At 64.6% G+C, this 24,622-nt stretch carries 34 protein-coding genes; 22 read left to right on the top strand and 12 right to left on the bottom strand.

The features are described 5' to 3' along the window. Nucleotide 1 precedes the first annotated feature (1 nt). From AUR64_RS17790 to radA, 4 genes are all read left to right on the top strand, one after another. Complete coding sequence (locus AUR64_RS17790) at nucleotides 2-886, top strand: M48 family metalloprotease (RefSeq protein WP_058583315.1); 885 nt, start codon at nucleotides 2-4, stop codon at nucleotides 884-886. A 30-nt stretch (nucleotides 887-916) separates the two neighbouring features. Then, nucleotides 917-1,777: a M48 family metallopeptidase gene (locus tag AUR64_RS17785; protein WP_058583314.1), complete on the top strand. Its 861-nt coding sequence runs from the start codon at nucleotides 917-919 to the stop codon at nucleotides 1,775-1,777. A 24-nt stretch (nucleotides 1,778-1,801) separates the two neighbouring features. Further along, nucleotides 1,802-2,413, top strand: a complete 612-nt coding sequence (gene pspAB, locus AUR64_RS17780) for a PspA-associated protein PspAB (RefSeq protein ID WP_058583436.1) — start codon at nucleotides 1,802-1,804, stop codon at nucleotides 2,411-2,413. 145 nt (nucleotides 2,414-2,558) lie between these two features. Further along, nucleotides 2,559-3,590, top strand: a complete 1,032-nt coding sequence (radA, locus tag AUR64_RS17775; RefSeq protein WP_058583313.1) for a DNA repair and recombination protein RadA — start codon at nucleotides 2,559-2,561, stop codon at nucleotides 3,588-3,590. 37 nt (nucleotides 3,591-3,627) lie between these two features. Here radA and AUR64_RS20640 read toward each other — a convergent pair whose 3' ends face one another. The 4 genes from AUR64_RS20640 to sufS all read right to left on the bottom strand — a co-directional run bounded on the left by AUR64_RS20640 (nucleotide 3,628) and on the right by sufS (nucleotide 6,927). Then, the gene (locus AUR64_RS20640; RefSeq protein WP_155120655.1) at nucleotides 3,628-3,759 is read right to left on the bottom strand and encodes a rubrerythrin-like domain-containing protein; all 132 of its coding nucleotides are present in this window, start codon (nucleotides 3,757-3,759) and stop codon (nucleotides 3,628-3,630) included. 120 nt (nucleotides 3,760-3,879) lie between these two features. Beyond that, a complete protein-coding gene (gene sufU / locus AUR64_RS17770; protein ID WP_058583312.1) occupies nucleotides 3,880-4,302 on the bottom strand; it encodes a Fe-S cluster assembly sulfur transfer protein SufU in 423 nt (140 codons plus the stop codon). Nucleotides 4,303-4,395: 93 nt separating this feature from the next. Next, the gene (locus tag AUR64_RS17765) at nucleotides 4,396-5,577 is read right to left on the bottom strand and encodes a threonine synthase (RefSeq protein WP_058583311.1); all 1,182 of its coding nucleotides are present in this window, start codon (nucleotides 5,575-5,577) and stop codon (nucleotides 4,396-4,398) included. Between the two features lie 72 nt (nucleotides 5,578-5,649). Continuing rightward, the gene (gene sufS / locus AUR64_RS17760; RefSeq protein WP_058583310.1) at nucleotides 5,650-6,927 is read right to left on the bottom strand and encodes a bifunctional cysteine desulfurase/selenocysteine lyase SufS; all 1,278 of its coding nucleotides are present in this window, start codon (nucleotides 6,925-6,927) and stop codon (nucleotides 5,650-5,652) included. A 184-nt stretch (nucleotides 6,928-7,111) separates the two neighbouring features. Between sufS and AUR64_RS17755 the strand changes: the two genes are divergently transcribed. After that, on the top strand, nucleotides 7,112-7,513 hold the full coding sequence (locus tag AUR64_RS17755) for a CBS domain-containing protein (RefSeq protein WP_058583309.1): 402 nt from the start codon (nucleotides 7,112-7,114) through the stop codon (nucleotides 7,511-7,513). A gap of 54 nt (nucleotides 7,514-7,567) precedes the next feature. Here AUR64_RS17755 and AUR64_RS17750 read toward each other — a convergent pair whose 3' ends face one another. From AUR64_RS17750 to uvsE, 3 genes are read right to left on the bottom strand one after another with little or no spacing between them, the layout of a single operon-like run. Next, entirely contained in the window at nucleotides 7,568-7,870 is a 303-nt protein-coding gene (locus AUR64_RS17750) for a DUF424 domain-containing protein (protein ID WP_058583308.1), read from the bottom strand. Next, on the bottom strand, nucleotides 7,857-8,609 hold the full coding sequence (locus AUR64_RS17745) for a tetratricopeptide repeat protein (RefSeq protein WP_058583307.1): 753 nt from the start codon (nucleotides 8,607-8,609) through the stop codon (nucleotides 7,857-7,859). Before AUR64_RS17745 ends, AUR64_RS17750 begins: the two co-directional genes overlap by 14 nt. Nucleotides 8,610-8,659: 50 nt before the next feature. Continuing rightward, nucleotides 8,660-9,628 (bottom strand): UV DNA damage repair endonuclease UvsE, encoded by a 969-nt coding sequence (gene uvsE / locus AUR64_RS17740; RefSeq protein ID WP_240479631.1) that lies wholly within the window; start codon nucleotides 9,626-9,628, stop codon nucleotides 8,660-8,662. 262 nt (nucleotides 9,629-9,890) lie between these two features. On the opposite strand from uvsE, the gene thpR reads away from it, so the two are divergent. Continuing rightward, nucleotides 9,891-10,445, top strand: a complete 555-nt coding sequence (gene thpR / locus AUR64_RS17735; protein ID WP_058583306.1) for an RNA 2',3'-cyclic phosphodiesterase — start codon at nucleotides 9,891-9,893, stop codon at nucleotides 10,443-10,445. 47 nt (nucleotides 10,446-10,492) lie between these two features. On the opposite strand, the gene AUR64_RS17730 is transcribed toward thpR, so the two are convergent. Beyond that, entirely contained in the window at nucleotides 10,493-10,747 is a 255-nt protein-coding gene (locus tag AUR64_RS17730; protein ID WP_058583305.1) for a hypothetical protein, read from the bottom strand. Between the two features lie 154 nt (nucleotides 10,748-10,901). Between AUR64_RS17730 and AUR64_RS17725 the strand changes: the two genes are divergently transcribed. The 8 genes from AUR64_RS17725 to AUR64_RS17690 all read left to right on the top strand — a co-directional run bounded on the left by AUR64_RS17725 (nucleotide 10,902) and on the right by AUR64_RS17690 (nucleotide 16,504). After that, nucleotides 10,902-11,054, top strand: a complete 153-nt coding sequence (locus AUR64_RS17725; RefSeq protein WP_058583304.1) for a 50S ribosomal protein L39e — start codon at nucleotides 10,902-10,904, stop codon at nucleotides 11,052-11,054. Then, nucleotides 11,054-11,332 carry a 50S ribosomal protein L31e gene (locus AUR64_RS17720; protein WP_058583303.1) on the top strand — a complete coding sequence of 93 codons (279 nt, stop codon included), beginning with the start codon at nucleotides 11,054-11,056 and terminating at the stop codon, nucleotides 11,330-11,332. The genes AUR64_RS17725 and AUR64_RS17720 overlap by 1 nt, the downstream gene beginning before the upstream one ends. A 3-nt stretch (nucleotides 11,333-11,335) precedes the next feature. Further along, nucleotides 11,336-12,001: a translation initiation factor IF-6 gene (locus AUR64_RS17715; RefSeq protein ID WP_058583302.1), complete on the top strand. Its 666-nt coding sequence runs from the start codon at nucleotides 11,336-11,338 to the stop codon at nucleotides 11,999-12,001. Between the two features lie 96 nt (nucleotides 12,002-12,097). Beyond that, complete coding sequence (gene rpl18a, locus AUR64_RS17710; RefSeq protein ID WP_058583301.1) at nucleotides 12,098-12,274, top strand: 50S ribosomal protein L18Ae; 177 nt, start codon at nucleotides 12,098-12,100, stop codon at nucleotides 12,272-12,274. Continuing rightward, nucleotides 12,274-12,741 carry a prefoldin subunit alpha gene (gene pfdA / locus AUR64_RS17705; RefSeq protein WP_058583300.1) on the top strand — a complete coding sequence of 156 codons (468 nt, stop codon included), beginning with the start codon at nucleotides 12,274-12,276 and terminating at the stop codon, nucleotides 12,739-12,741. Before rpl18a ends, pfdA begins: the two co-directional genes overlap by 1 nt. Nucleotides 12,742-12,757: 16 nt before the next feature. Next, nucleotides 12,758-14,176: a signal recognition particle-docking protein FtsY gene (gene ftsY / locus AUR64_RS17700; RefSeq protein WP_058583299.1), complete on the top strand. Its 1,419-nt coding sequence runs from the start codon at nucleotides 12,758-12,760 to the stop codon at nucleotides 14,174-14,176. 71 nt (nucleotides 14,177-14,247) lie between these two features. Next, the gene (locus tag AUR64_RS17695; RefSeq protein WP_162265549.1) at nucleotides 14,248-15,030 is read left to right on the top strand and encodes a hypothetical protein; all 783 of its coding nucleotides are present in this window, start codon (nucleotides 14,248-14,250) and stop codon (nucleotides 15,028-15,030) included. Nucleotides 15,031-15,118: 88 nt separating this feature from the next. Then, on the top strand, nucleotides 15,119-16,504 hold the full coding sequence (locus tag AUR64_RS17690) for a signal recognition particle protein Srp54 (protein WP_058583297.1): 1,386 nt from the start codon (nucleotides 15,119-15,121) through the stop codon (nucleotides 16,502-16,504). A gap of 52 nt (nucleotides 16,505-16,556) precedes the next feature. On the opposite strand, the gene AUR64_RS17685 is transcribed toward AUR64_RS17690, so the two are convergent. Beyond that, a complete protein-coding gene (locus AUR64_RS17685) occupies nucleotides 16,557-16,949 on the bottom strand; it encodes a DUF5518 domain-containing protein (protein ID WP_058583296.1) in 393 nt (130 codons plus the stop codon). A 154-nt stretch (nucleotides 16,950-17,103) separates the two neighbouring features. Here AUR64_RS17685 and AUR64_RS17680 point away from each other — a divergent pair, with 154 nt between their 5' ends. The 7 genes from AUR64_RS17680 to AUR64_RS17655 all read left to right on the top strand — a co-directional run bounded on the left by AUR64_RS17680 (nucleotide 17,104) and on the right by AUR64_RS17655 (nucleotide 22,405). After that, nucleotides 17,104-18,333, top strand: a complete 1,230-nt coding sequence (locus AUR64_RS17680; protein ID WP_058583295.1) for an MFS transporter — start codon at nucleotides 17,104-17,106, stop codon at nucleotides 18,331-18,333. A 105-nt stretch (nucleotides 18,334-18,438) separates the two neighbouring features. Then, nucleotides 18,439-19,017: a magnesium transporter gene (locus tag AUR64_RS17675; protein WP_058583294.1), complete on the top strand. Its 579-nt coding sequence runs from the start codon at nucleotides 18,439-18,441 to the stop codon at nucleotides 19,015-19,017. A 42-nt stretch (nucleotides 19,018-19,059) separates the two neighbouring features. Continuing rightward, entirely contained in the window at nucleotides 19,060-19,578 is a 519-nt protein-coding gene (locus tag AUR64_RS17670; RefSeq protein ID WP_058583434.1) for a magnesium transporter, read from the top strand. Nucleotides 19,579-19,626: 48 nt separating this feature from the next. Continuing rightward, nucleotides 19,627-19,782 carry a hypothetical protein gene (locus AUR64_RS20975; RefSeq protein WP_169794673.1) on the top strand — a complete coding sequence of 52 codons (156 nt, stop codon included), beginning with the start codon at nucleotides 19,627-19,629 and terminating at the stop codon, nucleotides 19,780-19,782. 53 nt (nucleotides 19,783-19,835) lie between these two features. Then, on the top strand, nucleotides 19,836-21,077 hold the full coding sequence (locus AUR64_RS17665; protein ID WP_058583293.1) for a lactate 2-monooxygenase: 1,242 nt from the start codon (nucleotides 19,836-19,838) through the stop codon (nucleotides 21,075-21,077). A gap of 44 nt (nucleotides 21,078-21,121) precedes the next feature. Continuing rightward, nucleotides 21,122-21,343 carry a hypothetical protein gene (locus tag AUR64_RS17660; protein WP_058583292.1) on the top strand — a complete coding sequence of 74 codons (222 nt, stop codon included), beginning with the start codon at nucleotides 21,122-21,124 and terminating at the stop codon, nucleotides 21,341-21,343. 84 nt (nucleotides 21,344-21,427) lie between these two features. Further along, complete coding sequence (locus tag AUR64_RS17655) at nucleotides 21,428-22,405, top strand: hypothetical protein (RefSeq protein ID WP_058583291.1); 978 nt, start codon at nucleotides 21,428-21,430, stop codon at nucleotides 22,403-22,405. A 4-nt stretch (nucleotides 22,406-22,409) separates the two neighbouring features. On the opposite strand, the gene AUR64_RS17650 is transcribed toward AUR64_RS17655, so the two are convergent. The 3 genes from AUR64_RS17650 to AUR64_RS17640 are packed head-to-tail and all read right to left on the bottom strand — an operon-like array spanning nucleotide 22,410 to nucleotide 24,006. Then, on the bottom strand, nucleotides 22,410-23,006 hold the full coding sequence (locus AUR64_RS17650; RefSeq protein ID WP_071391322.1) for an HPP family protein: 597 nt from the start codon (nucleotides 23,004-23,006) through the stop codon (nucleotides 22,410-22,412). After that, on the bottom strand, nucleotides 23,006-23,416 hold the full coding sequence (locus AUR64_RS17645; RefSeq protein ID WP_058583290.1) for an RNA-binding domain-containing protein: 411 nt from the start codon (nucleotides 23,414-23,416) through the stop codon (nucleotides 23,006-23,008). Before AUR64_RS17645 ends, AUR64_RS17650 begins: the two co-directional genes overlap by 1 nt. After that, nucleotides 23,413-24,006, bottom strand: a complete 594-nt coding sequence (locus tag AUR64_RS17640) for an AAA family ATPase (RefSeq protein WP_058583289.1) — start codon at nucleotides 24,004-24,006, stop codon at nucleotides 23,413-23,415. Before AUR64_RS17640 ends, AUR64_RS17645 begins: the two co-directional genes overlap by 4 nt. Nucleotides 24,007-24,107: 101 nt before the next feature. Here AUR64_RS17640 and AUR64_RS17635 point away from each other — a divergent pair, with 101 nt between their 5' ends. Continuing rightward, nucleotides 24,108-24,485, top strand: coding sequence for a YccF domain-containing protein (locus AUR64_RS17635; RefSeq protein ID WP_058583288.1), 378 nt, complete (start codon nucleotides 24,108-24,110; stop codon nucleotides 24,483-24,485). The last annotated feature ends 137 nt before the right edge of the window (nucleotides 24,486-24,622 follow it).

Raw genomic sequence — 24,622 nt, 5'->3', positions numbered from 1 at the left:
AATGGCTCGAAACTGGTCGCTCGGCGGTCGTCTGCTCGTCGCCCTCGCGCTCGTCGCGGCCGGCTATCTCCTGCTCGTCGCACCCCTGTTCGTCATCTTTCGGGAGTGGTTCGCAGTGGTGGCGACGGTCACACTTACCGCGGTCCCCTTGTTTTTGATTCTGTTCGGGCATCGTCTCGCACTCAGCGCGGCCGGAGCCGCGTACGTCGACCCCGACGATTACCCGGAACTGTTCTCGTCGTTGCACCGACTCTCGCAACAGGCGGGCGTGTCGACGCCGCGGTTGGCCGTCGTCGCCAACGACGACCCCAACGCGTTCACCGCGGGGTCCGGGGACCGGGCGGTCGTCTGTGCTACGACCGGCCTGCTGCGAAAAATCGACGCCGACGAGCGTGAGGCAGTGTTCGCTCACGAACTTGCGCATCTGAAGAACCACGACGCCGTCGTGATGACACTCGCGGCGTTTCCACTGACTGTCTCGGGGCTGTTTCTCACGCTCTCGGAGGCGACGATGCACGAATCGCAGTATTCCGGTTTGCTCCCCGTCGGTATCGGACTCGTCCTCCTGTTTCCGCCGCTCGTTCTCCTCCCTATCAGCTATCCCGCCGTACTCGTCATCGCCAACGCCCGCGAGTACGCTGCCGACAGCGGCGCGATTGCGCTTACCGGCAAGCCCGCGGCGCTCGCCTCGGCGCTTCGGACGCTCGGCGACATCGACGAAAAGCCCGAACGGGATATGCGGAGTCTCGGCCCGGTGAGCGCGTTCTGTATCGTTGCGCCGTCGTGGTCGTCGCTGCAGTTCCCGGGACTACATCCGCCCACCGAGAAACGCATTGAACGACTCCACGAGATGGAACGAACCGCCGAGGCGACGACTGGTCAGTAAACCTATATTCGCCCAGTCTCGCGTTTCGGTATGGCCCTCTCTCGTAGTCGCTCGCTCCTGTTGCGAACGGTCGCCACCGGCGGGTACGTCCTCTTCGGCTACGTCGCCGTCGCGTTCGTTCTGTACGAGTTCGCCGGTCCGTTCGGATTGTTGCTCGCGCTCCCGCCGTTAGCGCTCCTACTCGCTCTCCTCGTGTTCGGGCCGTCGCTGACGCTCTCGGGCGTCGACGCGGTCCGCGTCGACCACGACGACCGACCGACCCTGCTCGCTGCCGTCGACCGGCTCGCGCGACAGGCCGACGTTCCGACACCCGCCGTCGCCGTCGTCGACGACGCCGAAGCGAACGCGTTCACCGTCGGCAGCGGGTCCGGTGCGACGCTCTGCGTGACGACCGGTCTGTCCGACGCCCTCAGCGGCGACGAACTGGAAGCGGTGCTCGCCCACGAGTTGGTTCACGCCGTCCACTGGGACTCCGTAGTGCTCTCAGTTGTGGCGTTCCCACTCCTCTCCGGTCGCACGATGTTCGACGCTGCTGTCGACGTGGGGAGCCAGAGTCTCTACGGCGCAGTGTTCGGTCTCGTCTTCGTCCTCCCGCTCTCTATCGCTGCGATGGCTCTCTCCGCGCCTGCGGTGTACCTCCTCACACACACTCGGGAGTTCGCTGCCGACCGCGGGGCGTCGGTCCTCACCGGGAACCCCGCGGCGCTCGCGTCGGCGCTCCGGTCACTCGACGGTCATGAACCGCAGGACGAAGACCTTCGAACGCTCGGTACTGCGAGCGCGTTCTGTATCGTTCCACCAGTCTCGGGAGTTCTCCCGTGGACGCATCCGCCGACTGAGAAACGCGTCGAACGACTGCGGCAGCGAGAGCGAGAGACAGAAACCTCCTAACCGTCGGAGCACAGAGAGATGGTCATGGGACTGTTCGACTCCATCCGCTCGGTGCTCGGTATGCGAGCGGAGGCGGACGCGACGCGTGCGGCCGACCCCGAGGACCTCTTCGGGATGTCGACCGCGTATCTCACGATGCAGGCGGACCTCGGCTACGACCACGTCGGCGCCGCGGCGCTCTGTTTCTCGTCGGTCGACAGCACCGACTTCGCCGAGACGCTCGACGAAGTCGAGGCCATCCTCCACGCCGGCAGCGAGGAGACGGGGACGACCTTCCGCCGCCACGCCGACAGCCACGGCTACCAGTGGGTGGTGCTGGAAGACAGCGACCCCGAGGACCTCGTGACGAGCATCCACTTCGCCGCCGACGAGTTCATCGAACGCGGCTACGGTTCTCGCCTTCTCACTGCGGTCTTCGGTTTCGAGAAGGACGACGAGAACGTCCGTGCGTACTGGATTTACTCGTTCCGCCGCGGCGCGTACTATCCGTTCGCGCCCCAGACGGGCCACGAACGAAACCAGCGCGTGGAGTTCAAACTGCAGTCCGTTCTCGACGGCGAACTCGGCATCGAGGACGACGAACGATACTGGTATCCGCTGTGGCCCGACCAACGCGGCGGTCACCCCTGGGACTGAATCGCTTCGACCGCCTCGCCGTCTGCTTCTTCCGTTTTGAACGTTCGCGTACGTCGATATTTGGCCCCGATGCCTGCGTCCAGTTTCACTTTCACTCTCCTGTTAACGAGGCTTTATGACCGGTGGGGCGTAAGCCGGATATACAATGGCAGATGACGACCTCGAAAACCTCCCGGGTGTCGGCCCCGCAACCGCAGACAAACTCATGGAAGCCGGGTACCGAACGTACGAGAGCATCGCCGTCGCGAGTCCGAGCGACCTCGGTTCGAAAGCAGACATCGGTGAGAGCACGGCCAACGACGTCGTACTCGCCGCCCGCGACGCCGCCGACATCGGCGGATTCGAGACCGGTTCGACGGTGCTCGAACGTCGCCAGACCATCGGCAAACTCAGCTGGCAGATTCCGGAAGCCGACGACCTCCTCGGCGGCGGCCTCGAAACCCAGTCCATCACCGAAGTGTACGGCGAGTTCGGTGCAGGTAAGTCCCAGATAACCCACCAGATGGCCGTCAACGTCCAACTCCCGAAAGAAGTCGGCGGCCTCCGTGGTTCCTGCATCTTCGTCGACTCCGAGGACACGTTCCGCCCCGAACGTATCGACGACATGGTTCGCGGCCTCGACGACGAAGTAATTCAGGCGACGATGGACGACCGCGAAATCGAAGGCTCGCCCGGCGACGACGCTGCGATGGAGGAACTCGTGGACGACTTCCTCGACAAGATTCACGTCGCAAAAGCGTTCAACTCCAACCACCAGATGCTTCTGGCCGAGAAGGCCGAAGAACTCGCCAGCGAACACACGGACACGGAGTGGCCGGTTCGCCTGCTCTGCATCGACTCGCTGACGGCGCACTTCCGCGCCGAGTACGTCGGCCGCGGGAACCTCGCCGACCGCCAGCAGAAGCTCAACCGCCACCTCCACGACATCGACCGCGTCGGCAACCTCCACAACTGCGTCATCGTCGTCACGAACCAGGTGTCTGCGAACCCCGACGCGTTCTTCGGCGACCCGACCCAGCCTATCGGTGGCAACATCCTCGGCCACAAATCGACGTTCCGGATGTACCTCCGCAAATCGAAAGGCGACAAGCGTATCGTCCGCCTCGTCGACGCGCCGAACCTCCCCGACGGCGAAGCCGTCATGCGCGTCAAGAACGAAGGCCTGAAGCCCGAATAACCCAAAAAAAGCTCTCGTTCTTTCTCCTCCGTCTTCTCTAGCTGTTCCGGGCGGTGCTGAGATTCAGCATCTCCCCGCCGCACGCCGCACAGCGACTGCTCGGTTTGTCCGTCCGAAGTCGGCGGCCGCAGTCGGCACACTCGTACGTCTGTGTGGGGTGTTGTGCCATGTCAATGATACGCGCTACGACGGCGTATCGTTTTGTATCGTCGCCCCGCGCTGAGAGACAGCACCGCGAGAAAATCGCTCGACCGACGTGTTCGCTCGTTACGACTTCGTTCTCCGACCGCTACTCTTCGGTGACGGTTCGGTCGAGGTCGTCGAGTTCGCCCTCGTGGAGCTTCGCGCCGTCCTGTGCGACCTGTCGCGCCAGCACCGCACATTTGATCCGCATCGGACTGATGTCGACGCCGAGCATCTCGGTCACGTCGTCGGTGTCCATCGACTCCAGTTCGTCGAGCGTCGTTCCCTGCAGTTTCTCGGAGAGCAGACTCGCGCTGGCCTGCGAGATGGCGCAGCCGTCGCCGGTAAAGGAGACGTACTCGATGGTCTCGCCGTCGTCTTCGAGTCGCACGTCGACCTTGATGGTGTCCCCGCAGGAGGGGTTCTCGCCCACGTGCGAGAACGTCGGGTCCTCCATCTCGCCGTAGTTTCGCGGGTTCTTGTAGTGGTCGAGAATCTGCTGCCGGTACATGTCCGAGCCCATACCCATAGTTGTCTTCGGGTAGGCCAGTGCGATGCAAAAGGGTTCCGGGGCGCTCGGGGGGGGGGGTCTCCCGAAACTCAGCGTGAGGCGAGTCTGTCCTCAGCGCGACCCGAGTCTCTCGCCGAGTTCGTCGATATCGACCCGGTCGACCGTCGCCCTTTCTGAACTGGGCGGCGACTCCGAAACCCCCCTGCCCGTCGCCACCGCGACGACGTCGTCTTCCTCGCCGAGTTCGCCGTCGACCGCGAGTCGTCGAATCGCAGCGAGCGACGTCGCGGACGCGGACTCGACGCTCAACCCGCCGGACTCGGCTATCGCCCCTCTCGCAGCGCGTATCTCGTCGTCGTCGACGGCGACGACGCCGCCGTCAGTCTCCCGCGCCGCCGTGAGCGCTCTGGTTCCGCTCGGCGGGTCGCGGTTGGCGATGGAGTACGCGATGGTCTCGCCACCCTCGACAGGCGAAACCGCGTCGTCGCCGGCGTCGAACGCCTCGGCGATGGGCGCACAGGCGGCCGCTTGCGCGAAGTACAAGCGAGGAAGTTGGTCGATGGTTCCTGCTGTTTTCAGTTCTCGAAGCGCTTTCCAGACGCCGCTGGCGTGGCCACCGCTGCTCACCGGGAGGACGATGGCGTCCGGCACGCCGGGCGCGAACGCCTCGCAAATCTCCAGTGCCGTCGTTTTCTGACCTTCGACGCGCAGCGGCACGTCGGAGTTGTAGAAGGGGATTTCGAGTTCCACGCCGAGTTCGAGCGACCGGTCGTAGAGGGCCGCGTAGTCGCCGCTCACCCGAAGCAGCCTGGGGCCGTACTGCGAGATGAGGTCGATACGCGACTCGGGGATGTCGTCGGGGACGAGCACGACGCAGTCGAGACCCGCGCTCGCGGCGTTGGCGGCGGTGCTCATCGCCATGTTGCCGTGCGAGACAGTGCCAACGATGTTTACACCTGATTCGAGCGCCGCGGCAACGCCGAGGGCGCTTCCCCTATCCTTGAAACTCCCCGTCGGGTTCGACCCCTCGTCCTTCAGGTGGAGTCGCACGCCGGCGAACTCGTCGAGGCGTGAGAGCCGAAGCAAGGGCGTTCCTCCGGCCGCGTCGGCGACGCCGCCGGGCGAGTCGAAGGGGAGCAACTCGGCGTAGCGCCACATCCCCGGGTCGTCGGCGACGGCGTTCCAGTCGAAGTCGTGAGGGTCGGTGTCGAGCCACAGCGGTTCGCCACAGTCACAGCGCGTCGCGGGGGCGGCAGCCCTCTCGCCGCAGGCGTAGCAGATGCGCTCGGTCATCGGTAGTCGGTGTCGGGGCAGGGCAATAAACGGCGCGCCGGCGGAAAACGAGAACGAGAGAACGAGAACGAACTATCCGAACAACTGCCGTGCTTCGTCAACCGCATCGACCAACACATCGATTTCCTCGTGCGTGTTGTAGAGGTAGAACGATGCACGCGCCGACGCTGCCACGCCGAGGGTGTCGTGCAGCGGTTGCGTACAGTGGTCGCCCGCGCGGATGGCGACGCCGTAGTCGTTGACGATGCTGGAGAGGTCGTGGGCGTGGACGCCGTCGAGGTTGAACGCGACGAGGCCGCCGCGGTCGTCGCCCGGCGGACCGTAAATCTCCACGTCGTCGAAGGCGGTCAGTTCGTCGTAGGCGTACTCGACGAGTTGCTCCTCGTGGCGCTGAATCTTCTCCATCCCGATGTCGTCGAGGTAGTCGATGGCGGCGTGGAGGGCGATACCTTGCGCGATGACGGGCGTTCCGGCCTCGAACTTCCACGGGAGGTCCTCCCACGAGGCGTCGTCGTAGCTGACACGACGAATCATCTCGCCACCGTACAGATACGGTTCCATCTCCTCGAGAATCTCCTCTTTCCCGTAGAGGACGCCGATGCCGGTCGGACCGCACATCTTGTGTCCTGAGAAGGCGAAGAAGTCCGCGTCGATGTCCTGTACGTCGACCGGTCGATTGGGCACCGACTGCGCGCCGTCGACGAAGATGTACGCGCCGTGGTCGTGTGCGAGGTCGGCGAGTTCCGAGACCGGGTTAACTGTTCCAAGAGTGTTCGAGACGTGGACGACGCTCACCATCTTCGTCGAGTCGTCGACGAGTTCGCGTGCGTGGTCCATGTCGAGTCGACCCTCCTCGTCGACGCGGATGAAGCGGACATCTGCGCCCGTCTTTTTGCCTATTTGCTGCCACGTGACCAGCGAGGCGTGGTGTTCCATCTGCGTGAGAACGACGCTGTCCTCCGGGCCGAGTTCGTTCAGCCCCCACGCGTAGGCGACGAGGTTCTCGCTCTCGGTGGTGTTTTTCGTGAAGACGACTTCCTCTCGGCCGTTCGCACCGATGAACTCCGCGACGCGGTCGTGGGCGTTCTCGTAGGCCACGGAAGCTTCCTGACTCAAGTGGTGAATCCCGCGGTGAACGTTCGAGTTGTAGGTGCGGTAGTAGTCGGCGATGGCGTCGACGACCTGGTCGGGTGTTTGACTCGTCGCGCCGTTGTCGAGGTAGACGAGTGGCGTGTCGTCGTCTTCGCTCGGGCCGGGTACCGTCACGTCGCCGCCGATTTTCCGCTGGAGGATGGGGAAGTCCTCGCGGATGGCATCGACGTCGATGGGGTACGACTCCTGCGTACTCATTGTCGGATTGCAGGGGACGGAGCACTAACATCCCTTCGGTCTGACGGGGGTGCGTAACCGTTCGTCGTTACGTCCCACCGAGCGGAGCTTCGGGTTCACCGCGGAGACGGGCGAGAGCGTAGTCGCTTTCCGTCCCGGCTTCCGCCACGACAATCCTTATCACTGCCACTACCTATGAAAATTCATGGACGATATCTTCGTCGCCCAGTTGATGTCCACCTCGTTACAGACGGTTACTCCCGATACGCTCGTCGAGGAGGCAGCGAAGACGATGATGGACCACGATATCGGGTCCGTACTCGTCGTCGACGAGGAGGACCACCTCGAAGGCATCCTCACCTCCACCGACTTCGTCCAAATCGTCGCTGAACGCCGACCGAAAGACGAGACGCCGGTGTCGGCGTACATGTCGCGCGACCCGATTACGACGACGGCACAGACGCCAATCAGAGACGTCGCCGACAGCATGATAGAACACGGCTTCCACCATCTGCCGGTCATCGACGGCGACGACCTCATCGGTATCGTCACGACGACGGACCTCGCGGCGTACCTCTCGCAGGTCCGGACGCCGAGTCCGACGTAATCCGAGTCGCCTGTGAGCCGCGACTCTCCGAGACGACGTAGGACGTGAGCTGAGCTACCGCATCCAGAGCAACTGCGCGTGACGCGTCTCGCCCACGTCGAGAACCGTCTCTTCGTCGATAATGCCGGCGTCGATAGCGACGCCGACGGCCTCCTCGCCGACGATGTTCGCCACCGTCGCGCGGGTGAGACTGTCGACGACGGCGTCGGCGTCGACGTCCTCGGCGTCGTCGCCGCCGTAGAACTCCTCGGTGACGGTCAGCGACACTTTCCCGTTTTCGTACGTCTCGCCGATACAGTCGGGGTCGCAGACGGAGACGAGCAACCCTTCCGGTGTTTGCCGTTCACGGACCAGCATCGTACTCCTCGACCATCTCCTGTTCGGCCTGCTCGCGGAGTTCGTCGGCCTCCGCCTGTACCTCCTCGGCTTCCTCCAACTGGCCGAGTTCTTCGAGCGCTCTTGCCTTCTCCTCTAAGATGTCGGCGTTGCGCATCCCGAGGCGGAGCGCGTTGTCGTAGGCGTTGACGGCGTCCTCGTGGAGGCCGCGTTCCGAGAGGAAGAAGCCGCGGTTGTACCACGCTTGCGGGAAGCGCGGGTCGATTTCGACGGCGCGTTCGGCGTGTTCGAGCGCTTCCTCGACTTCGCCGAACTCCCAGAGCGCGTACGCGAGGTTCGTCTCGGCGGTGGCGGCGTGTTCGGAGCGCTCGTTGGCGCGGAGCGCCTCTCGGTACGCGCCGATGGCCTCGTCGAACTCCTCCAGTTCCGCGTGGGCGACGCCTTTGTTCACCCACGCCTCTTGGGCTTCGAGGCTCTCTTCCTCGGCGAACTGCGCGGCGCGGGCGAACGTCTCGGTCGCCTCCTCGAAGCGGTTAATCTGCATGTACGAGAGGCCGACCTCCATCAGACTCGTCACGTCGACGTCGTCGCGGTCGACGTTGCGTCGGTCGAGGATGTCGGCGAGCACGCGGGAGTCGACGGGGTCGACCTTCGAGGGGTCGACTTTCAACTCCGGCGGTTCGAGCGTGAAGTCGTCGTAGCCATCGTCGAACCCCTGCCCTTCGGAGTAGCGATGCTCTCGGTCGCCGTCGTCGGTCATGCCACCGCTTTGGCGGTGGCGCTGGTTAAGCGCTACGTCCCACGGACGACTCAGTCGGCCGAACCGAGGTGGTCGGCCGCCCCGGCGTCGCGTTCCTGTTCGCGTTTTCGATACCGGAGCACCGCTCGCTCTTTCATCTTCGCTTCCACCATCACGTCCGCGTCGGTTCCGTAGGTCCGAATCGGCCCGCGAACGTAATCACTGTGGTTCTGTGGACGGACCGTCGGGTCCGCTTCGTGGAGCCGACGTGACTCGCTGTAGTGGATGATGGGTGTTTCCTCCCACGTGTCCGCGGCCACCTGTGCCGCCTCTTGCCGGGTCAGTCCGCGGTCGGTGAACTGGTGGTGGAGTTCGTCGTAGGTGACTGGAACCCCGACCTCGTCGGCGACGGCGTCGACCAGTTCGGGGACGCTCCAAAGTGATGATTTGTCGTCGTTCTCGACGGTCAGCCGACTCCGGACCGACTCGGAGAGACGGCCGACGTTCTCGCAGAACCGCCGGCCGGTCGCCTCCTTGTCGCCGTAGTGTGCGCCGATGTGGACGTTGACCGCGTTGTACGGCGTCCGCGACAGTCCCATCGCGTCCATCAGCGACCCGTGGTTTTCGAGGTCGACGACGGCGTTTTCCACCACTGAGTCGTCGGGACTCGCCAGTTTGACGAAGTGACTCGGGTGGAAGGTCAGCCGAACGTCTTCGCTCGCGGCGAGTGCGCCGATAGCTTCGACTTCCTCGCGGACCGCGGCCCCGTTCGGCAGGTCGTCGATGGCGTACTGGCTGTACCACGGCAGGAGGTCCGAGGTGATGCGATAGAAGCGGATGTCGTGGTCTATGTTCCACTCGACGATTCGGCGCAGGCCCCGACAGTTTTTCTCCGCTAGCTCGCCGGCGTACCGGAGGCCACGCTCTTCGAACGTCGCCTGTCGCATCCCGTGATTCGTCCGGACGTTCTCCTCGCGGAGCGTCGTGTTCATCGCGGCGTAGCCGTACCTGGTCGACGCGGTGTTCTGTCGAGAACTCACTACGCGACGTTAGGCTCGGAGTCGGGTAAGGATTGCAGTCGTGTGGAGAGCGACAACTATGTCGATGGCGAACAGACGGCGCTCGGTCGCTCCGCGAGCGGTGCGCCGTACTTCCGCCTCGGCCGCCCCGCGGTTCACGTCAGGTGACAGACGGGGGTGGCCCCGTCATCCGAGATAAACGTTCGTCGCCGTCGGTGGTAGTGTACCGTCAGAGCCACCCACTACCCCGACGCTTAACGCCTCCCTCGTCGCATCGTCGGGTATGCGACTGTTCGTCACCATCGACCTGCCGTCGTCGCTCGCCGACGCCGTCGCGGCCGTTCAAGAGGAGTTCCGTGACGCCGAGGGCGTTCGATTCGTCGACCCGACGCAGGCACACTTCACGCTGAAATTTCTCGGCGAAACTGACGAGAACCGCCTCGACGAGGTTGCGGAGGCGGTCGAATCAGCTGTCGACGCCGCGGACATCGACCCGTTCGAGGTGACGGTGGGCGGACTCGGCGTCTTTCCGTCGCTCGACCACATCAGGGTCGTCTGGGCAGGAGTCGAAGACGGCGACGCGGAGGTGACGCGTCTCGCCGACGCTATCGAGCGGGAGACGACCGCTATCGGCTTCGAAGCGGAGAGCTACGAGTTCACGCCCCACGTGACGCTCGCGCGGATGAACGACGCCCGTGGCAAGAACGCCGTCCAGCGTGTCGTCCGCGAGACGAACCCGACGGTCGGGACGTTCCGCGTCGAACAGGTCCGGCTGAAAGAGAGCGTGCTCGGCCCCGACGGGCCGACGTACTCGACAGTGAGTCGATTCGCACTCTGAGTCGCTCTACGTTCCGAGGTATCGGTCTCGGTCGGTTCTTCTCTCGACTATCCGTGTCGGGCCTGCGGTTCTTTCAGGCGAACCTCCTCGTCGTTCGCTTCTTCGACGTGCTCGCGGTGGAGGCGGTTGTCGTCGTCGGACTCCCAGCCGAGCATCTCCATCAGCCCTTCGGTGATGCTGCCGCCGCGTTCGACGTTCGCGTACTCGTCGTTGTCGCCGACGAGTTCGATGGTGCCCACGTCGTTGCCTTCGTGGTCGACGACGCGTTTCCCTTCGTCTTCGCCGCGGAAGTTACGCGACATACCGTGGGGTCGACCGTGAGTCACATGTAACTGGTGGCACAGTATCACACAGTCGTTGACAGCACGCCGCACAGTTCGCCTCCGCGATGGATTCGGCGGGAGGCGGGGGCAAAGGAACAAGATTTTATGTCGCGCAGCGGAATCCACTGCTACTATGAGTAAAAAATCGAAGGCCAAGAAGAAGCGGTTGGCGAAACTGGAGCGCCAGAACAGCCGTGTCCCCACGTGGGTCATGCTGAAGACGGACATGCAAGTCACGCGAAACCCCAAGCGCCGCAACTGGCGGCGAAGCGACACTGACGAATAATGAGCGCAAGTGACTTCGAAGAGCGTGTCGTCACCGTTCCGCTTCGCGGCGTCAAGAAGGTCGCCGTCCAGAAGCGCGCCGACCGCGCGATGAAGATTATCCGCCAGCACCTCGCAAAGAACTTCAACGTCGACGAGGACGCCGTTCGCCTCGAACCCTCGCTGAACGAGGCCGTCTGGGCGGAGGGTCGCCAGAACCCGCCGCGTAAGATTCGCGTCCGCGCCGCACGGTTCGACGAGGACGGCGAGTCCATCGTCGAAGCCGAACCGGCAGAGTAAACGGTGCTTCGCGCCTCCTTCGCCGGGTCGCCGTACGTCGGCGTCTTCGCGCGTGCGACGAACGCCTGCCTGCTCGTCCGCCCGGACGCTGACGACGAACTCGTCTCGGCGTTGTCCGACGAGTTCGGTGTTCCCGCAGTGCCGACTACGGTCGGCGGGTCGGGCACCGTCGGCGCACTGGCGATGGGCAACGAGAACGGCATTCTCGTCTCGGGCCGCGCCACCGACCGCGAACGCGAGCGTATCGCCGACGCCGTCGACCTTCCAGTCGTCTCACTGCCGGGTCGCATCAACGCCGCCGGCAACGTCGTCCTCGCAAACGACTACGGCGCGTGGGTCCACCCGGACCTCGACGACGAGGCCGTCGCCGCCGTCGAGGAAGCACTCGACGTACCGGTCGAACGCGGTGACCTCGGCGACGTCCGCACCATCGGCACCGCCGCCGTCGCCAACAACACCGGCGTTCTCTGTCATCCGAAGTCGCGGGAACCGGAACTGGAGGCGCTCGAAGAACATCTCGACGTCTACGCCGACATCGGCACCGTCAACTACGGCGCGCCGCTGGTCGGGTCGGGTCTCGTCGCCAACGACGACAGCTACGTCGTCGGCGAGGAGACCACCGGTCCGGAACTCGGGCGTATCGAAGAGACGCTCGGCTACATCGACTGAACCCGCCGTCTTTTCGGCCCCCGTCTCTGCCTTCGAGCGCCCCGCTCGACTCTCCGAGTAGGAAGATACTTCCCGCTCGCTACCCCACGCTTTTCCATGAGTCAGTTTACTGTACGCGGTCGCTTCCGAAGCCGCGACGGCTATCGGACGTTCACGAAGGATATCGACGCAGAAAACGAGAACGTCGCCCGCGAGTACGTGCTCTCGCGCTTCGGCAGCGAGCACGGTCTCAAGCGTGTGCAGGTCGAACTCGACGAGGTGACCGCACAATGATGGGCGGTGGCGGACAGCAGCAACTTCAGCAGCTCTCGCAGGAACTGCAGGCTATCGACGAGGAAATCGAAGAACTCGAAGCCGACATCTCCGACCTCGAAGACGAGAAAACCGAGATTGACGAGGCCGTCGAGGCGCTCGAAACGCTTGACAGCGGCTCGACGGTCCAAGTCCCGCTCGGCGGCGGCGCGTACGTCCGCGCAGAAGTCCAGGATATCGACGAAGTCGTCGTCAGTCTCGGCGGCAACTACGCGGCCGAACGCGAGCGCGACGGTGCTATCGAGACGCTCCGCAGCAAGCAGGATTCGCTCGACGAGCGTATCGCCGGCGTCGAAGGCGAGATTCGAGAGCTCGAAGACGAGAGCGAGGAAGTCGAACAGCAAGCCCAAGAACTCCAACAGCGCCTCCAGCAGCAGCAGATGCAGCAGATGCAGCAGATGCAGCAGGAGGAAGGCGACGACGAGTAACTCAGCATAACTTCCTATGTTTGACGGACTGAAAAAGAAGCTCAACAGCTTCCGCAAAGACGTCGAGGAGACCGCCGAGGAGAAAGCCGAGGCCGAAGGAGTCGAGGCGGAAACCGAAGCGGCCGAAGGCGACGCCGCAGCGGCCGAAGGCGACGCCGCAGCGGCCGAGGCGGACTCCGCAGCGGCCGAGGCGGACTCCGCAGCGGCCGAGGCGGACTCCGCAGCGACGGCCGACGCCAGCGCGGACGCCGTCGCCGACACGGCCTCCGACAGCGGTCAGCCCGCCACGGAAAACGGCGCGGCCGAGACGTCCGAACCGGACCGAGCGTCGACCCAACAGGCGTCGGCCGACAGCGTCGCCGACGCGACGGAGACGGCCGAAGTCGACGAGAGTACGCCGTCGGCGCAGGCGGCCACCACGGGCGCTGAGACGCCCGAGGCCGACGCCGCCGAGGCTGTCGCCGACTCGTCGTCAGAGTCGACGCCCGAACCGGTCCCCGACGAGTCCGTCGTCGAAGACCAACAGGAAGAAGAGAACTCGGGTCCGGGCCGACTGAAGCGGGCGGCGGCGTTCGCCACCGGTCGCATCATCATCGAGGAGGAGGACCTCGAACAGCCGCTGTGGCAACTGGAGATGGCGTTGCTCCAGAGCGACGTGGAGATGGGTGTCGCAGAGCAGATGCTCGACACCATCCGCGAGAAGATGCTCGGCACCACGCGCAAACAGGTCCAGACCACCGCCCAGTTGGTCGAAGAGGCGCTACACGATGCGCTACTCGACGTTATCAGCGTCGGGCAGTTCGACTTCGACCAGCGCATCGCCGAGGCGGACAAACCTGTCACCATCATCTTCACCGGCGTCAACGGCGTCGGGAAGACGACGAGCATCGCCAAACTCTCGGAGTACTTCGAGAAGCAAGGCTACTCGACGGTGCTCGCCAACGGTGACACCTACCGCGCGGGCGCGAACGAGCAGATTCGCAAGCACGCCGAGAACCTCGACCGGAAACTCATCGCCCACGAGCAGGGTGGCGACCCGGCGGCGGTCATCTACGACGCCGTCGAGTACGCCGAGGCCCACGACATCGACATCGTCCTCGGCGACACCGCCGGCCGACTTCACACTTCCAACGACCTGATGGCGCAGTTGGAGAAGATAGACCGCGTCGTCGGCCCGGACATGACGCTGTTCGTCGACGAAGCCGTCGCCGGACAGGACGCCGTCCAGCGGGCGAGCAAGTTCAACGAGACGGCCGAAATCGACGGCGCAATCTTGACGAAAGCCGACGCCGACTCCTCGGGCGGCGCGGCTATCTCCATCGCCTACGTCACCGGCAAGCCGATTCTGTTCCTCGGCACCGGCCAAGAGTACGACGACGTCGAGCGGTTCATCCCCGAAGAACTCGTCGCCAGCCTCCTCGAAGACGAGGAGTAGCTTTCGGCGGCTTTCTCTTGCTCACATCTCGGCGAGCAACAGCTATCTGTCGATGAACTGAATATTCGAGTATGTTCGCCCTCCCTTCACCTTCGAAGACCACAGTGACTCTGGTGTCTCTGTTGGCACTCACACTGGCGTTCGTGTTCGCACTCTCTCTCGGGAACACCGGTTCACCACCCGTCGCCGCGGCAGTTTCACTGCTCGTGTTGCTTGCGTTGGCCGCCGTTCTCTACCGCTTTCTCGGAACCGTCTCACCGTTCCCGACTAGTCTCGTCGCTGTCGTCGTCAGCTGGGTCGCAGACCCGTTTGTTCCCGGCCTGTCACTGTTCACAGCACCGCTTCTGGTCGCGCTCGCTGGCGGCGAGTACGCCGGTCGTCGCGCGAGCGGTCGGGCGACCCATCGACTCGCCGCACAGACCGAGCGAGCCATCCTCGTCGGCGTCGTTGCGAGTCTCGCGTGGACGGCGCTCGCGTGGGTACTTCTCCCGGCGTCGGATGGCTTCGGCGTCGTCTTCGACGAGTTCGGAACCGAGCCGTGGACGACAGTTCAAACCGGGCTGTACGTCCTCGCCGGGCCGACGTTAGTCGTCGGCGTTCCACTCTCGCTTGCGCTCTCGCGTCGACTCGTGACACCGCTGTCGCTCACGGCTGTCGAGGTGGTCTTCTTCCTTCGCAGTCCCGGTGCGGGTGACTCGGTTGGGACGCCCGCATCGTTGCTGTGGCCGTTCGGATTGTTGCTCGTGTTCGCACTCGCGCTGGTCGAGTGGACTATCCGTGAGCGGGTTCGGCGGGCTTTCGAGAGACGGAGAGACGGGGACTCCGAGGACGACCCGGCGTCGACAGCGACGTAGACGACTCGCTGGTTTCACTTCGGTACTCGCTCCGACCGCCACCACGACGAATAAAGCCTTTACCGGTTCGGTGGCGTACTGTTGGCAAATGGTACTCGATAATCTCGGCAGTTCCCTTCGCGGCACCTTGGAAACGCTGCAAGGGAAAACTCGCCTCAGCGAGGAAGACGTCGAGGCGGTCGTCAGAGAGATTCAGCGCTCGCTGCTCCAAGCCGACGTCGACGTGTCGCTCGTGATGGAGCTATCGGACAGCATCAAAACCCGCGCACTGAAGGAGGAGCCACCGGGTGGCACCTCCGCGCGCGACCACGTCCTCAAAATCGTCTACGAGGAGATGGTCGCCATCGTCGGTGAGTCGACGGAGATTCCGCTCGAACCCCAGACCATCCTCCTCGCCGGCCTCCAGGGGTCGGGGAAGACGACTTCGGCCGCGAAGATGGCGTGGTGGTTCTCGAAGAAAGGCCTGCGCCCGGCGGTCATCCAGACCGACACCTTCCGCCCCGGCGCGTACGACCAGGCCAAACAGATGTGTGAGCGCGCGGAAGTCGAATTCTACGGCGACCCCGACGAGTCCGACCCGGTCACCATCGCCCGCGAAGGTCTCGAAGCGACCGAGGACGCCGACGTCCACATCGTCGACACCGCGGGTCGGCACGGTCTCGAAGACGAACTCATCGCCGAAATCGAAGAGATAGAGGGTCTCGTCAGCCCGGACCTCAGTCTCTTGGTGTTCGACGCGGCCATCGGGCAGGGCGCGAAAGAACAGGCCCGACAGTTCGAGGAGGCCATCGGCATCGACGGCGTCATGATTACGAAACTCGACGGGACGGCGAAAGGTGGCGGTGCGCTGACCGCCGTCAACGAGACGGACTCCTCTATCGCCTTCCTCGGCACGGGTGAGACGGTCCAAGACATCGAGCGATTCGAGCCGAACGGCTTCATCTCGCGGCTCTTGGGGATGGGCGACCTCAAACAGCTCTCGGAGCGCGTCGAGCGCGCGATGTCCGAGACCCAAGCCGAAGACGAGGACTGGGACCCCGAGGACATCATGAAGGGGTCGTTCACCCTCAAGGACATGCAAAAGCAGATGGAGGCGATGAACAAGATGGGGCCGCTCGACCAGATTATGGACATGATTCCGGGGCTCGGCGGCGGACTCATGGACCAACTGCCCGACGACGCGATGGACGTGACCCAAAACCGGATGCGGAGCTTCGAGATTATCATGGACTCGATGACCGAAGGCGAGATGGAAAATCCCAGAGGTGTCGGCGCGAGTCAGGTCCGCCGCATCTCGCGCGGTAGCGGCCAAGACGAGGAGACGGTGCGCGAACTGCTCGAACAGCACAAGATGATGGAACAGACGCTCAAGCAGTTCCAAGGCATGGGCGACGGCGACATGCAGCGGATGATGAAGAAGATGGAACAGCAGGGCGGCGGTGGCGGCGGTATGGGCGGCTTCGGTCCGTTCTGAGCCGTCTTCCAGTCTGGGTTCGGCTCGAACGCGAGTCCGGTTTCGAGTTTCTCTACGCACCGACTCGCGCGGTGACGCTGTCTCTGAGGAGCACGCCGAGTGCACCGGCGAGCATCCCGCCGAGTGCGAACGACGGCACCAACATCACCACACTCGGCACCGAGAAGTACGCGCCGACGCTCCCGGCGATTTCGGCGTCGCCGACGTGGAAGTACACGTCCAGCGCGTAGAAGCCGACGACGGCCAGCACACCACCGACGGCTCCGACGAGACCGGCGAGCGCCCCATCGAACAGTCCATCGGTCGCGTCGCGGGCGCGGAGGGCGACGACCGCTCCGGCGAGGATACCCCACGGCGCGGCGGTTTCCGGGCCGTACAACACGACGGCGACGACGGAGGCGACGGCGCTGACGACACCGCCGAGTGCGACCGAAGTTCTGTCCATATTCGTGTGAAGATATGATAGCTACATAATCATTTCTCCCGTTCGCCTCGCGCTCACCGGTTTCCCACATATCGTCCGACTCCCGAACCGCCGTCCAGTTCCCGAACCGCCGGTTCCCGTTTCCTTTTGACAGTCGCCGACAACACCAGCGTGAATGGTTGGCCGTCTGCGTTCGCTGGCCCGGTTCGACGCGCTCGTACTGACGGCGCTACTGTGGTTTCTGGCGAAGTTTCTGCGGTACGCGTTCCCGCCGCTTTTCGGCACGCTCCAAGCGGAGTACGGCGTCTCGAACGCTGTCGTCGGCAGCGCGTTCACCGCGTTGATGCTCGTCTACGCGCTGATGCAGTTCCCCTCGGGCGCGCTCGCCGACCGCGTCGGCGCGGTGACCGTCATCACTGTCGGGGCCGTCGTCGCCGCCGCTGGAGCGCTTGCGCTCGTTCCGTCTGTACCCTTCGCGCTCGTCGTCGCCGCGATGCTGCTCGTCGGTATCGGGACTGGCGTCCACAAAACCGTCGCCGTCCGATTGCTCTCACAGGTGTACCCCGCACAGACCGGGCGGGCGCTCGGCGCACTCGACACGCTCGGCGCGTTCGGCGGTGTCGCCGCACCCGCGGCCGTCGTCGCGTTGAGCACCGGTCCGTACACCGACTGGCACGCGGTGTTCCTCCTCGGCGGTGGCGTCGGTATCGCGCTCGCGGCGGCGTTCGCCTTCCGCGTCCCGAAGCGAGTCCCCGACAGCCGAAACGTCGCCGCCGACGGCAGCGCCGGCGTCCGCGAGTACGCCGCGCTGTTTCGTCGCCCCCGCTTTGCGGTGTTCGTACTCGTCACCATCTGTTTCTCCTTCGCGTACAACGGAGCCGTGGCGTTTCTCCCGCTGTATCTCGAAGAGAGCGGCGGTCTGTCGACGGTCGCCGCCAGCGGTATCTACAGCGCCCTGTTCGTCGTGAGCCTCGTCCAACTGCTCACCGGCGAGGCCAGCGACCGGGTCGGACGACTCTCCATCATCGGCTTCACGCTCGGTCTCGCCGCCGTTGCGCTCGTCGCCCTCGTCGTCGTCGGGGAGGCGAACGTTCTCGTACTCGGTGCCGTCGTCGCCGCGTTCGGCCTCGGGTCGCACGGCTTCCGCCCCGTTCGAGGTGCGTATCTCGTCTCCGTCATCCCCGACACCGTCGCCGGCGGCGGGTTGGGCGCAGTGCGAACGCTGTTGATGGGTGCGGGAGCGCTCGCGCCGGCGGCCGTCGGTATTCTCTCCGATGTCGCAGATTTCCGTGTCGCCTTCTCGGTTCTCGCCGCCTCGATGGCCGCGGCGGCGGCACTGACCGGCGTTCTCGTGGTCATCGGCGACGACGCTGATAGCGACGCCAGCGGCGGCCGCCCGTCGTGAGTCGGCCACTGTAGCATCACTCTCTCGGGTGTGCTATCGTGACACACAGCCGTTCCGTACACTCTCGCCGCCCGATTTTTACCGCCGCCACGCGTCTCTCTCGGTATGTCCGTCCGTGACGTTGCCGTCGAAGCGTACCGGGAGGCGCTGCCGGTGTTGCTGTTGAGCGCCGTCGGCGGTCTGTTCGCGGGCGTCGTTCTCGGCGGGATGGAGGCGGAACTCGAACAGGTCGCGGGCCTCATCGTGCTCGTTCCGGCGCTTCTGGCGACGCGTGGAAACGTCTACGGGTCGCTCGGCGCTCGCCTCGCCACCGGTCTCCACCAGGGTCTCATCGAACCGTACTTCACGTTCTCGGACCGGCGCATCCGCAACGCTATCGTCGCGGCGCTTGCGAACGGGGTTCTCGTCAGCGTCTTCGCGGCCGTGCTCGCTTACGCCGTCTTGCTGACACTCGGGCGGCCCGTGGCGACGCTCTGGTCGCTTGTCGGCATCGCAGCCATTGCGGGGGTCATCTCGGGACTGTTGCTGACGATTGCGGTGCTGAGCGTCGTCTTCTACGGCTATCGACAGGGGATGAATCCGGATACGCTCGCCGGCCCCGTCGTCACCACCACCGGCGACGTGGTCGGCATCGCCACGATGCTGTTCGCCGCCCGCGTCATCCTCGCACTGGGAGGTGGCTGAGTGCCCGACACACAGTGGTCGGTCCGCCGAATCACGCGGACGATGCTTCCCGTTCTCCTCGTGCTGACGACCGTCGAACTCGCCAGCGGCCTCGTGTTGGACACGTTCGAGTCGACGCTGCTGCAGTATCCCTCGTTGCTCGTACTCGTGCCGGTCACCATCGGGATGGCAGGCAACTTGGGCAGTATCCTCGCCGCACGTCTCTCGACGGCGTTTCACCTCGGTCTGCTCGACTTCTCGCCGGACGACGACCTGCTTCTCGGCAACGCCGTCGCCACTATCGCGCTCTCGTTGACGCTGTTTCCGCTCGTCGGTGCGGGGGCGTGGACGATTCAGACGCTCGTCGCCGGCACAGCGCTGGATTTCGTGACCGTCGTGCTCGTCGCCACCACCAGCGGGGCGGTGCTTGCGGTGCTCGCTATCGTGATAACGCTGATTGCGACGTATGCGGCCTACCGCCTCGAACTCGACCCCGACGACGTGGTCATCCCGGTGGTGACGAACACCTGCGACGTACTGGGGGTGCTCGTGCTGTTCGGCGTCGTTCTCGCGCTGGTGTAGGTGATATCCTCCGAAACGTTAACAAACCGACGTGAAAACCACTCGAATATGGCCGACCCAGCCGAGGTTGTCAGCGTTCTCGTGGTCGTCGAGTTCGTCGTGCTGACCTCGGTCGTCCTGCTCTTGTTTCCACTGGAGGTTGCCGCGCCCGCCGTTCCGTTGCTTCTGGTTTTCGTGGTCGCGCTCTACCTGTACCGCTCCTGAGTTATCGTGTAACTCGGCGGACGTTTTATCCCACTCCACTCTGACCCACGACCATGACAGACGACGGCATGCCCGACGCGCCCGGCAATCGACGGCAGGTCGAGGTGTACATGCAGGGAATGGCGGACGTGACCCCCGACGTGCCCGTCTCCTACGAGAAACTCGAAGCCGAGGCGCTCGACGCCCTCTCGCCGGAGGCGTACGACTACGTCGCCGGTGGCGCGGGCGAGGAACGGACTGTCTCCTCGAACCGGCGGGCGTTCGACAAGTGGCGTATCGTCCCGCGGATGCTCCGCGGCGCGGCCGACCGAGACCTGACCGTCGAACTGTTCGGTCGTGAGTACGCCTATCCGCTCTTCTTGGCACCGCTCGGCGTCCAGTCCATCATCCACGACGAGGGCGAACTCGCAACCGCCCGCGCCGCCGCGTCGCTGGATTTCCCGTTCGTCCTCAGTTCCGCCTCCTCGGAGACACTGGAGGACGTCGCCGACGCGGCCGACGAAGCGAGTAGTTCCACCAGCGGCGCGGACGACGAGGATGGAAACGAAGATGCCGAGAGTCACGCACCGAAGTGGTTTCAACTGTACCCGAGCGCCGACCGCGATATCTCGGCAAGTTTCCTCGAACGCGCCGAAGAAACGGGCTACGAAGCTATCGTCGTCACCGTCGACACGCCGATGCTCGGGTGGCGCGAACGCGACATCGAACGCGCCTACCTCCCCTTCCTCGACGGCGAGGGCGTCGCCAACTACTTCTCGGACCCGGCGTTTCGCGCCCGTCTCGACGATACACCCGAAGACCGACCGTTGCTGGCGATTCGGGAGTTCATCGACGTGTTCGGCGACGCGACGCTGTCGTGGGACGACCTCGACTGGCTACGCGAGCAGACCGACCTCCCCCTCTTGGTCAAAGGAATCCTGCATCCCGAGGACGCCCGCCAGGCGGTCGCCCACGGCGCGGACGGTCTCGTCGTCTCGAACCACGGCGGAAGACAGATCGACGCCGCGATTCCGGCACTCGATGCGCTTCCCGGCATCATCGACGCCGTTGGCGACAAAGCGACGATACTGTTCGACAGCGGGATTCGAACTGGCTCCGATGCGCTCGTCGCACTGGCACTCGGCGCGGAGGCGGTACTGATCGGTCGCCCGTACGCCTACGGCTTGGCGCTCGACGGACAGCAGGGGGTCGAAGCCGTCTGTGCGAACGTGCTCGCCGACCTCGATTTGACGCTCGGTCTTTGCGGCTACTCGGCGATAGGCAACGTCGAACGGTCGTTGCTGACGCGGTCGTAGCGGCGACCGGAACTCGTATCAGTACACCTGTTCGACACGTCGGTGTGCGAACTCTCGTTCCGCAAACAGCCTCCGAGAACGCCCTCCTGTGGTTTTTTGCCTCGGTGGGTGCGCAAGCGATTCTCGGCACTGCTCTCGTGTTCGGCCTCGGCTTTTCCGCGTTCGATTTCTGGATGTCGATGCTCGGGTCCTCTATCGGTCTTGCTGTCGTCGGCTACCTCTTTTATGAACGGCTCTCCGATTCGACCGCGGCGAGCGAACACTGACACACGAGACGCTTGCTCGTCTTCTACTGATTCCCTTCGCTGCCGACCGACGCACATTTCTCCGCCCGGGACCGACTTCCGAGCGTGCAGTCGGTCGTACAGGTCGTAGACTGGCCGTTCGTCACGGAGGTCGCTTCCCGCGTCGCCACCATCGCCATCGCCATCGGCGTCGGGGTGTTCCTCGCCAACCTCGCTGTGGCCTTCGGCGCGGTGCGCTACATCACCGTGCTCGCGTACCCGCTGACCAAGCCCGCCAATCTCCCGCGAGAGGTCGGCACGGCGATTCTGACGACGACGGCGTCGACGACAGCAGGATATGGCATGCTCGCGGAGTTCCGCGACTCGGGGATGTTGGACGACCGCGCGACGCTGGTCGCCGTCACCATCAACACGTTCTTCGGCTTCGTCCAGCACATCTTCACCTTCTACGCGCCGGTGCTGATTCCCATTTTAGGGCTTCGCGTCGGCCTCATGTACGTCGGCGCGCGGGCGGCTATCGCGCTCGGAATCACCCTCGCTGGGATTCTGGGCGGCGCGCTGTTGCTCTCGGAGCGAAACGTGAACCCGACCGCCGTCCCCGACGATATCGACGCACCGGACAGAGACACGCAGCCAACGGGAGAGAAACTTCGCGGGGCCGCGACGAGCACGTGGAAGAAACTCCGCAGAATCGTCCCCCGCCTCGCCGTCGTCTACGCACTGGTCACGCTGCTCGTCGAGACGAACACGTTGCAGGCACTGACGAGCGTGGCGGACCCGCTGGCGACGCTCGTCGGTCTCCCCGGTGCGGCAGTCCCCGTCATCGCCGTCTTCGCGTTCGACACGACGACGGGTGCGGTGACTATCGCCCCGCAAATCGGGACGGTGTTCACGCCGCGGCAGGCGGTGGCGACGATGCTCGTCGGCGGTATCGTCTCCTTCGCCGTCTCGACGTTCAAACGCTCTATCCCCTTTCAGTACGGCATCTGGGGGGCGAGTTTCGGCTCGAAAGTCGTCGCCATCAACACGGCGCTGAAAGTCGTCTTCATCGGTCTCGCCGTCGCAGTGTTGCTCGTTCCCTGACGCGTCAGTCGTTGTCGCCGCCGGTGCGACTCCCCTCACCGACGCTCCGGTCGGCCTGCTGTTCCGACGACTCCGGGGTCCGTTCGTCTTCCGGCGCGGTGAGCGGGCCGGTGGCTCGGCGAATCTGTAAGAGTCCCTGCTGGACGACCACCAAGAGGACGACAGCGACGACGATGATGACCGCCTCCGGGACGCTCGTCAGGAGACCCAACCCGACGATGAGCGTCGTCGCGCATGCGGGTGGATGCCGGAGGTTCGTCGCCAACATCGCCGCCGTCGTCAGTCCCACCGCCACGGTGGCGCTGACCGCCAATCGGACGCCGGTCACAGAAAAGGGCGCGAACGGTTGTGTGGCGACGAGACCGTCGGCGACGAGGTGGTAGGTGAGCATCCCGGCGACGACGCCGATGACGTGGCCGCCGACGACTCGCTTGGGTGCGCTGTCCTCGTCGCCGATACCCGTCGCAAGCACGTACGCCGAGGGACCGAGACTCGGGAAGAGAAACGCTCGACCGGTGACGAGCGCCGTCAGGCCGAGAACGGTCATGAGCGCGGCCGCGTGGATGCTCGCCGGGCCGGGCGTGTCCCGCCGCCAGCCCATCAGTCGGTGATGGGGCGGCCGTCTCTCGTCGGCGGGGCGACGTGGTCGATGAACTCGTCGACGCTCGGGTCGCGGACGGTGACGTGGACGTCGATGTCGCCGAGTTCGTCGGGGTTGCCGACGGCGAAGTTGACGACGCCTTTCAGCGCCGCCTGCTTCTTCAGCGCGAACGAGAAGCCAGAGTCGTCCTCCCGTTTCGTGAACTCCCGGCGGGCGGTGTCGAGTATCTCCTGTTCGTGTAGTAGGTCCGAGAACGCGTCGAGCGAGTGCGTCTCGGCGACGAGTTGGCCTCCCGACTCGTGTTCGAGTTCCGCGTTCGGAAAGAGGTTGGTGACGGCGTCGGCGACGCGGTCTGTCACCTCGGTTGCTCTGACGGGCGCTTCGATTCGAACGTCGATGCTGTATATCATCGTGATGGCTCTCCTTTCTCGGGTGCTGGCTCGGACTCGTTCTCCGTCTCCTCGCGGAGTATCTCCCGAATCCGTTTACGGAACGTCTCCAGCGTGTCGGTGTTCTCGATGCGGACGTCGGCGTGTTCCATCGCCTCGCCCATTCCGAAGCCGAGTTCGCGTTCGTCGCGGGCGCGCAGTCCCTCGCCACCGTCGTCTTCGCCGAGGTCGCGGCCGCGGTCGGAGATGCGCTCACGCCGCAACTCGAACGGTGCTTCGATGCTCACGAGCGAGAACTCGTCGCCGAACGCCTCCTCGAAGCGTTCGACTTCGACCTGCGAGCGGAGTCCATCGACGAGCACGGTCTCGTTCGTCCGGCGGTACTCTTCGATGAGCGGGAGCGACCGTGCCGCGATGGCGTCGGGACCGTTCTCCTCGCGGAGCGCTTTCGCTATCTCGCCGTGATGTTCGGCAGGGTCCAACCCGCGGTCTCGACACTCCCGGCGGATGACGTCGCCCATCGTCACGACCGGAACGCCTTCCTCGCGGGCGACGTTCGCGGCCTCACCCTTCCCACTGCCGGGCAGGCCGACGGTACCGATGACTCTCATTCGTCTCTCGTTACTTGCAGGGCGGACTTAGGTGTGCTGTTCTCTTCGACCACTGGCGGGCCGCCAGCACGCTTTTGGCGTCTCGTCGCCTCCCCTCGGGTATGAGCGACCGTTCTCTGATAGTCCGCGCGTTGTGGTTCGTCTTCATCGGCTGGTGGGCGACGCCGGTGGTCGTCAATATCGCGTGGTTCCTGACGGTGACAGTGGTCCTGATTCCGGTGGGAATCAAACTCACGAACCTCGTCCCCACCGTGTTGAGCCTGAAAGAACCGCGTTCACGCACTGCACCTGAGACGGCCCGCGGTCAGCGCTCGCTTCTCGTTCGAGCGGTGTACTTCGTTCTGGTCGGTTGGTGGCTGAGTTGGCTCTGGGCGAACGTCGCCGCCTTCCTCGCGGTGACTATCGTTGGCCTTCCCATCGCCTACTGGATGTTCAACCGACTGCCGTACGTGACGTCGCTGTACCGCTTCGACGGGTGAGACACGCTCTCATCCCGGTGCAGTCGGTGCGATGAACCACAACCGCTTTTTGCTCGGGACGAATCGTCGTACCAGAGGGCACGTAGCTCAGTCTGGATAGAGCGTCGGACTTCTAATCCGACGGCCGTGGGTTCAAA

The organism is Haloprofundus marisrubri (genome assembly GCF_001469955.1).
Classification (GTDB): Archaea; Halobacteriota; Halobacteria; order Halobacteriales; family Haloferacaceae; genus Haloprofundus; species Haloprofundus marisrubri.
This window is presented reverse-complemented; position numbering and strand designations above follow the sequence as displayed.

Bases quoted from the DNA above. Each gene is read 5' to 3' on its own strand.
- AUR64_RS17790 (WP_058583315.1), top strand. From the start codon at position 2: ATGGCTCGAAACTGGTCGCTCGGCGGTCGTCTGCTCGTCGCCCTCGCG.
- AUR64_RS17785 (WP_058583314.1), top strand. From the start codon at position 917: ATGGCCCTCTCTCGTAGTCGCTCGCTCCTGTTGCGAACGGTCGCCACC.
- pspAB (WP_058583436.1), top strand. From the start codon at position 1,802: ATGGGACTGTTCGACTCCATCCGCTCGGTGCTCGGTATGCGAGCGGAG.
- radA (WP_058583313.1), top strand. From the start codon at position 2,559: ATGGCAGATGACGACCTCGAAAACCTCCCGGGTGTCGGCCCCGCAACC.
- AUR64_RS20640 (WP_155120655.1), bottom strand. From the start codon at position 3,759: ATGGCACAACACCCCACACAGACGTACGAGTGTGCCGACTGCGGCCGC.
- sufU (WP_058583312.1), bottom strand. From the start codon at position 4,302: ATGGGTATGGGCTCGGACATGTACCGGCAGCAGATTCTCGACCACTAC.
- AUR64_RS17765 (WP_058583311.1), bottom strand. From the start codon at position 5,577: ATGACCGAGCGCATCTGCTACGCCTGCGGCGAGAGGGCTGCCGCCCCC.
- sufS (WP_058583310.1), bottom strand. From the start codon at position 6,927: ATGAGTACGCAGGAGTCGTACCCCATCGACGTCGATGCCATCCGCGAG.
- AUR64_RS17755 (WP_058583309.1), top strand. From the start codon at position 7,112: ATGGACGATATCTTCGTCGCCCAGTTGATGTCCACCTCGTTACAGACG.
- AUR64_RS17750 (WP_058583308.1), bottom strand. From the start codon at position 7,870: ATGCTGGTCCGTGAACGGCAAACACCGGAAGGGTTGCTCGTCTCCGTC.
- AUR64_RS17745 (WP_058583307.1), bottom strand. From the start codon at position 8,609: ATGACCGACGACGGCGACCGAGAGCATCGCTACTCCGAAGGGCAGGGG.
- thpR (WP_058583306.1), top strand. From the start codon at position 9,891: ATGCGACTGTTCGTCACCATCGACCTGCCGTCGTCGCTCGCCGACGCC.
- AUR64_RS17730 (WP_058583305.1), bottom strand. From the start codon at position 10,747: ATGTCGCGTAACTTCCGCGGCGAAGACGAAGGGAAACGCGTCGTCGAC.
- AUR64_RS17725 (WP_058583304.1), top strand. From the start codon at position 10,902: ATGAGTAAAAAATCGAAGGCCAAGAAGAAGCGGTTGGCGAAACTGGAG.
- AUR64_RS17720 (WP_058583303.1), top strand. From the start codon at position 11,054: ATGAGCGCAAGTGACTTCGAAGAGCGTGTCGTCACCGTTCCGCTTCGC.
- rpl18a (WP_058583301.1), top strand. From the start codon at position 12,098: ATGAGTCAGTTTACTGTACGCGGTCGCTTCCGAAGCCGCGACGGCTAT.
- pfdA (WP_058583300.1), top strand. From the start codon at position 12,274: ATGGGCGGTGGCGGACAGCAGCAACTTCAGCAGCTCTCGCAGGAACTG.
- ftsY (WP_058583299.1), top strand. From the start codon at position 12,758: ATGTTTGACGGACTGAAAAAGAAGCTCAACAGCTTCCGCAAAGACGTC.
- AUR64_RS17695 (WP_162265549.1), top strand. From the start codon at position 14,248: ATGTTCGCCCTCCCTTCACCTTCGAAGACCACAGTGACTCTGGTGTCT.
- AUR64_RS17690 (WP_058583297.1), top strand. From the start codon at position 15,119: ATGGTACTCGATAATCTCGGCAGTTCCCTTCGCGGCACCTTGGAAACG.
- AUR64_RS17685 (WP_058583296.1), bottom strand. From the start codon at position 16,949: ATGGACAGAACTTCGGTCGCACTCGGCGGTGTCGTCAGCGCCGTCGCC.
- AUR64_RS17680 (WP_058583295.1), top strand. From the start codon at position 17,104: ATGGTTGGCCGTCTGCGTTCGCTGGCCCGGTTCGACGCGCTCGTACTG.
- AUR64_RS17675 (WP_058583294.1), top strand. From the start codon at position 18,439: ATGTCCGTCCGTGACGTTGCCGTCGAAGCGTACCGGGAGGCGCTGCCG.
- AUR64_RS17670 (WP_058583434.1), top strand. From the start codon at position 19,060: ATGCTTCCCGTTCTCCTCGTGCTGACGACCGTCGAACTCGCCAGCGGC.
- AUR64_RS20975 (WP_169794673.1), top strand. From the start codon at position 19,627: ATGGCCGACCCAGCCGAGGTTGTCAGCGTTCTCGTGGTCGTCGAGTTC.
- AUR64_RS17665 (WP_058583293.1), top strand. From the start codon at position 19,836: ATGACAGACGACGGCATGCCCGACGCGCCCGGCAATCGACGGCAGGTC.
- AUR64_RS17650 (WP_071391322.1), bottom strand. From the start codon at position 23,006: ATGGGCTGGCGGCGGGACACGCCCGGCCCGGCGAGCATCCACGCGGCC.
- AUR64_RS17645 (WP_058583290.1), bottom strand. From the start codon at position 23,416: ATGATATACAGCATCGACGTTCGAATCGAAGCGCCCGTCAGAGCAACC.
- AUR64_RS17640 (WP_058583289.1), bottom strand. From the start codon at position 24,006: ATGAGAGTCATCGGTACCGTCGGCCTGCCCGGCAGTGGGAAGGGTGAG.
- AUR64_RS17635 (WP_058583288.1), top strand. From the start codon at position 24,108: ATGAGCGACCGTTCTCTGATAGTCCGCGCGTTGTGGTTCGTCTTCATC.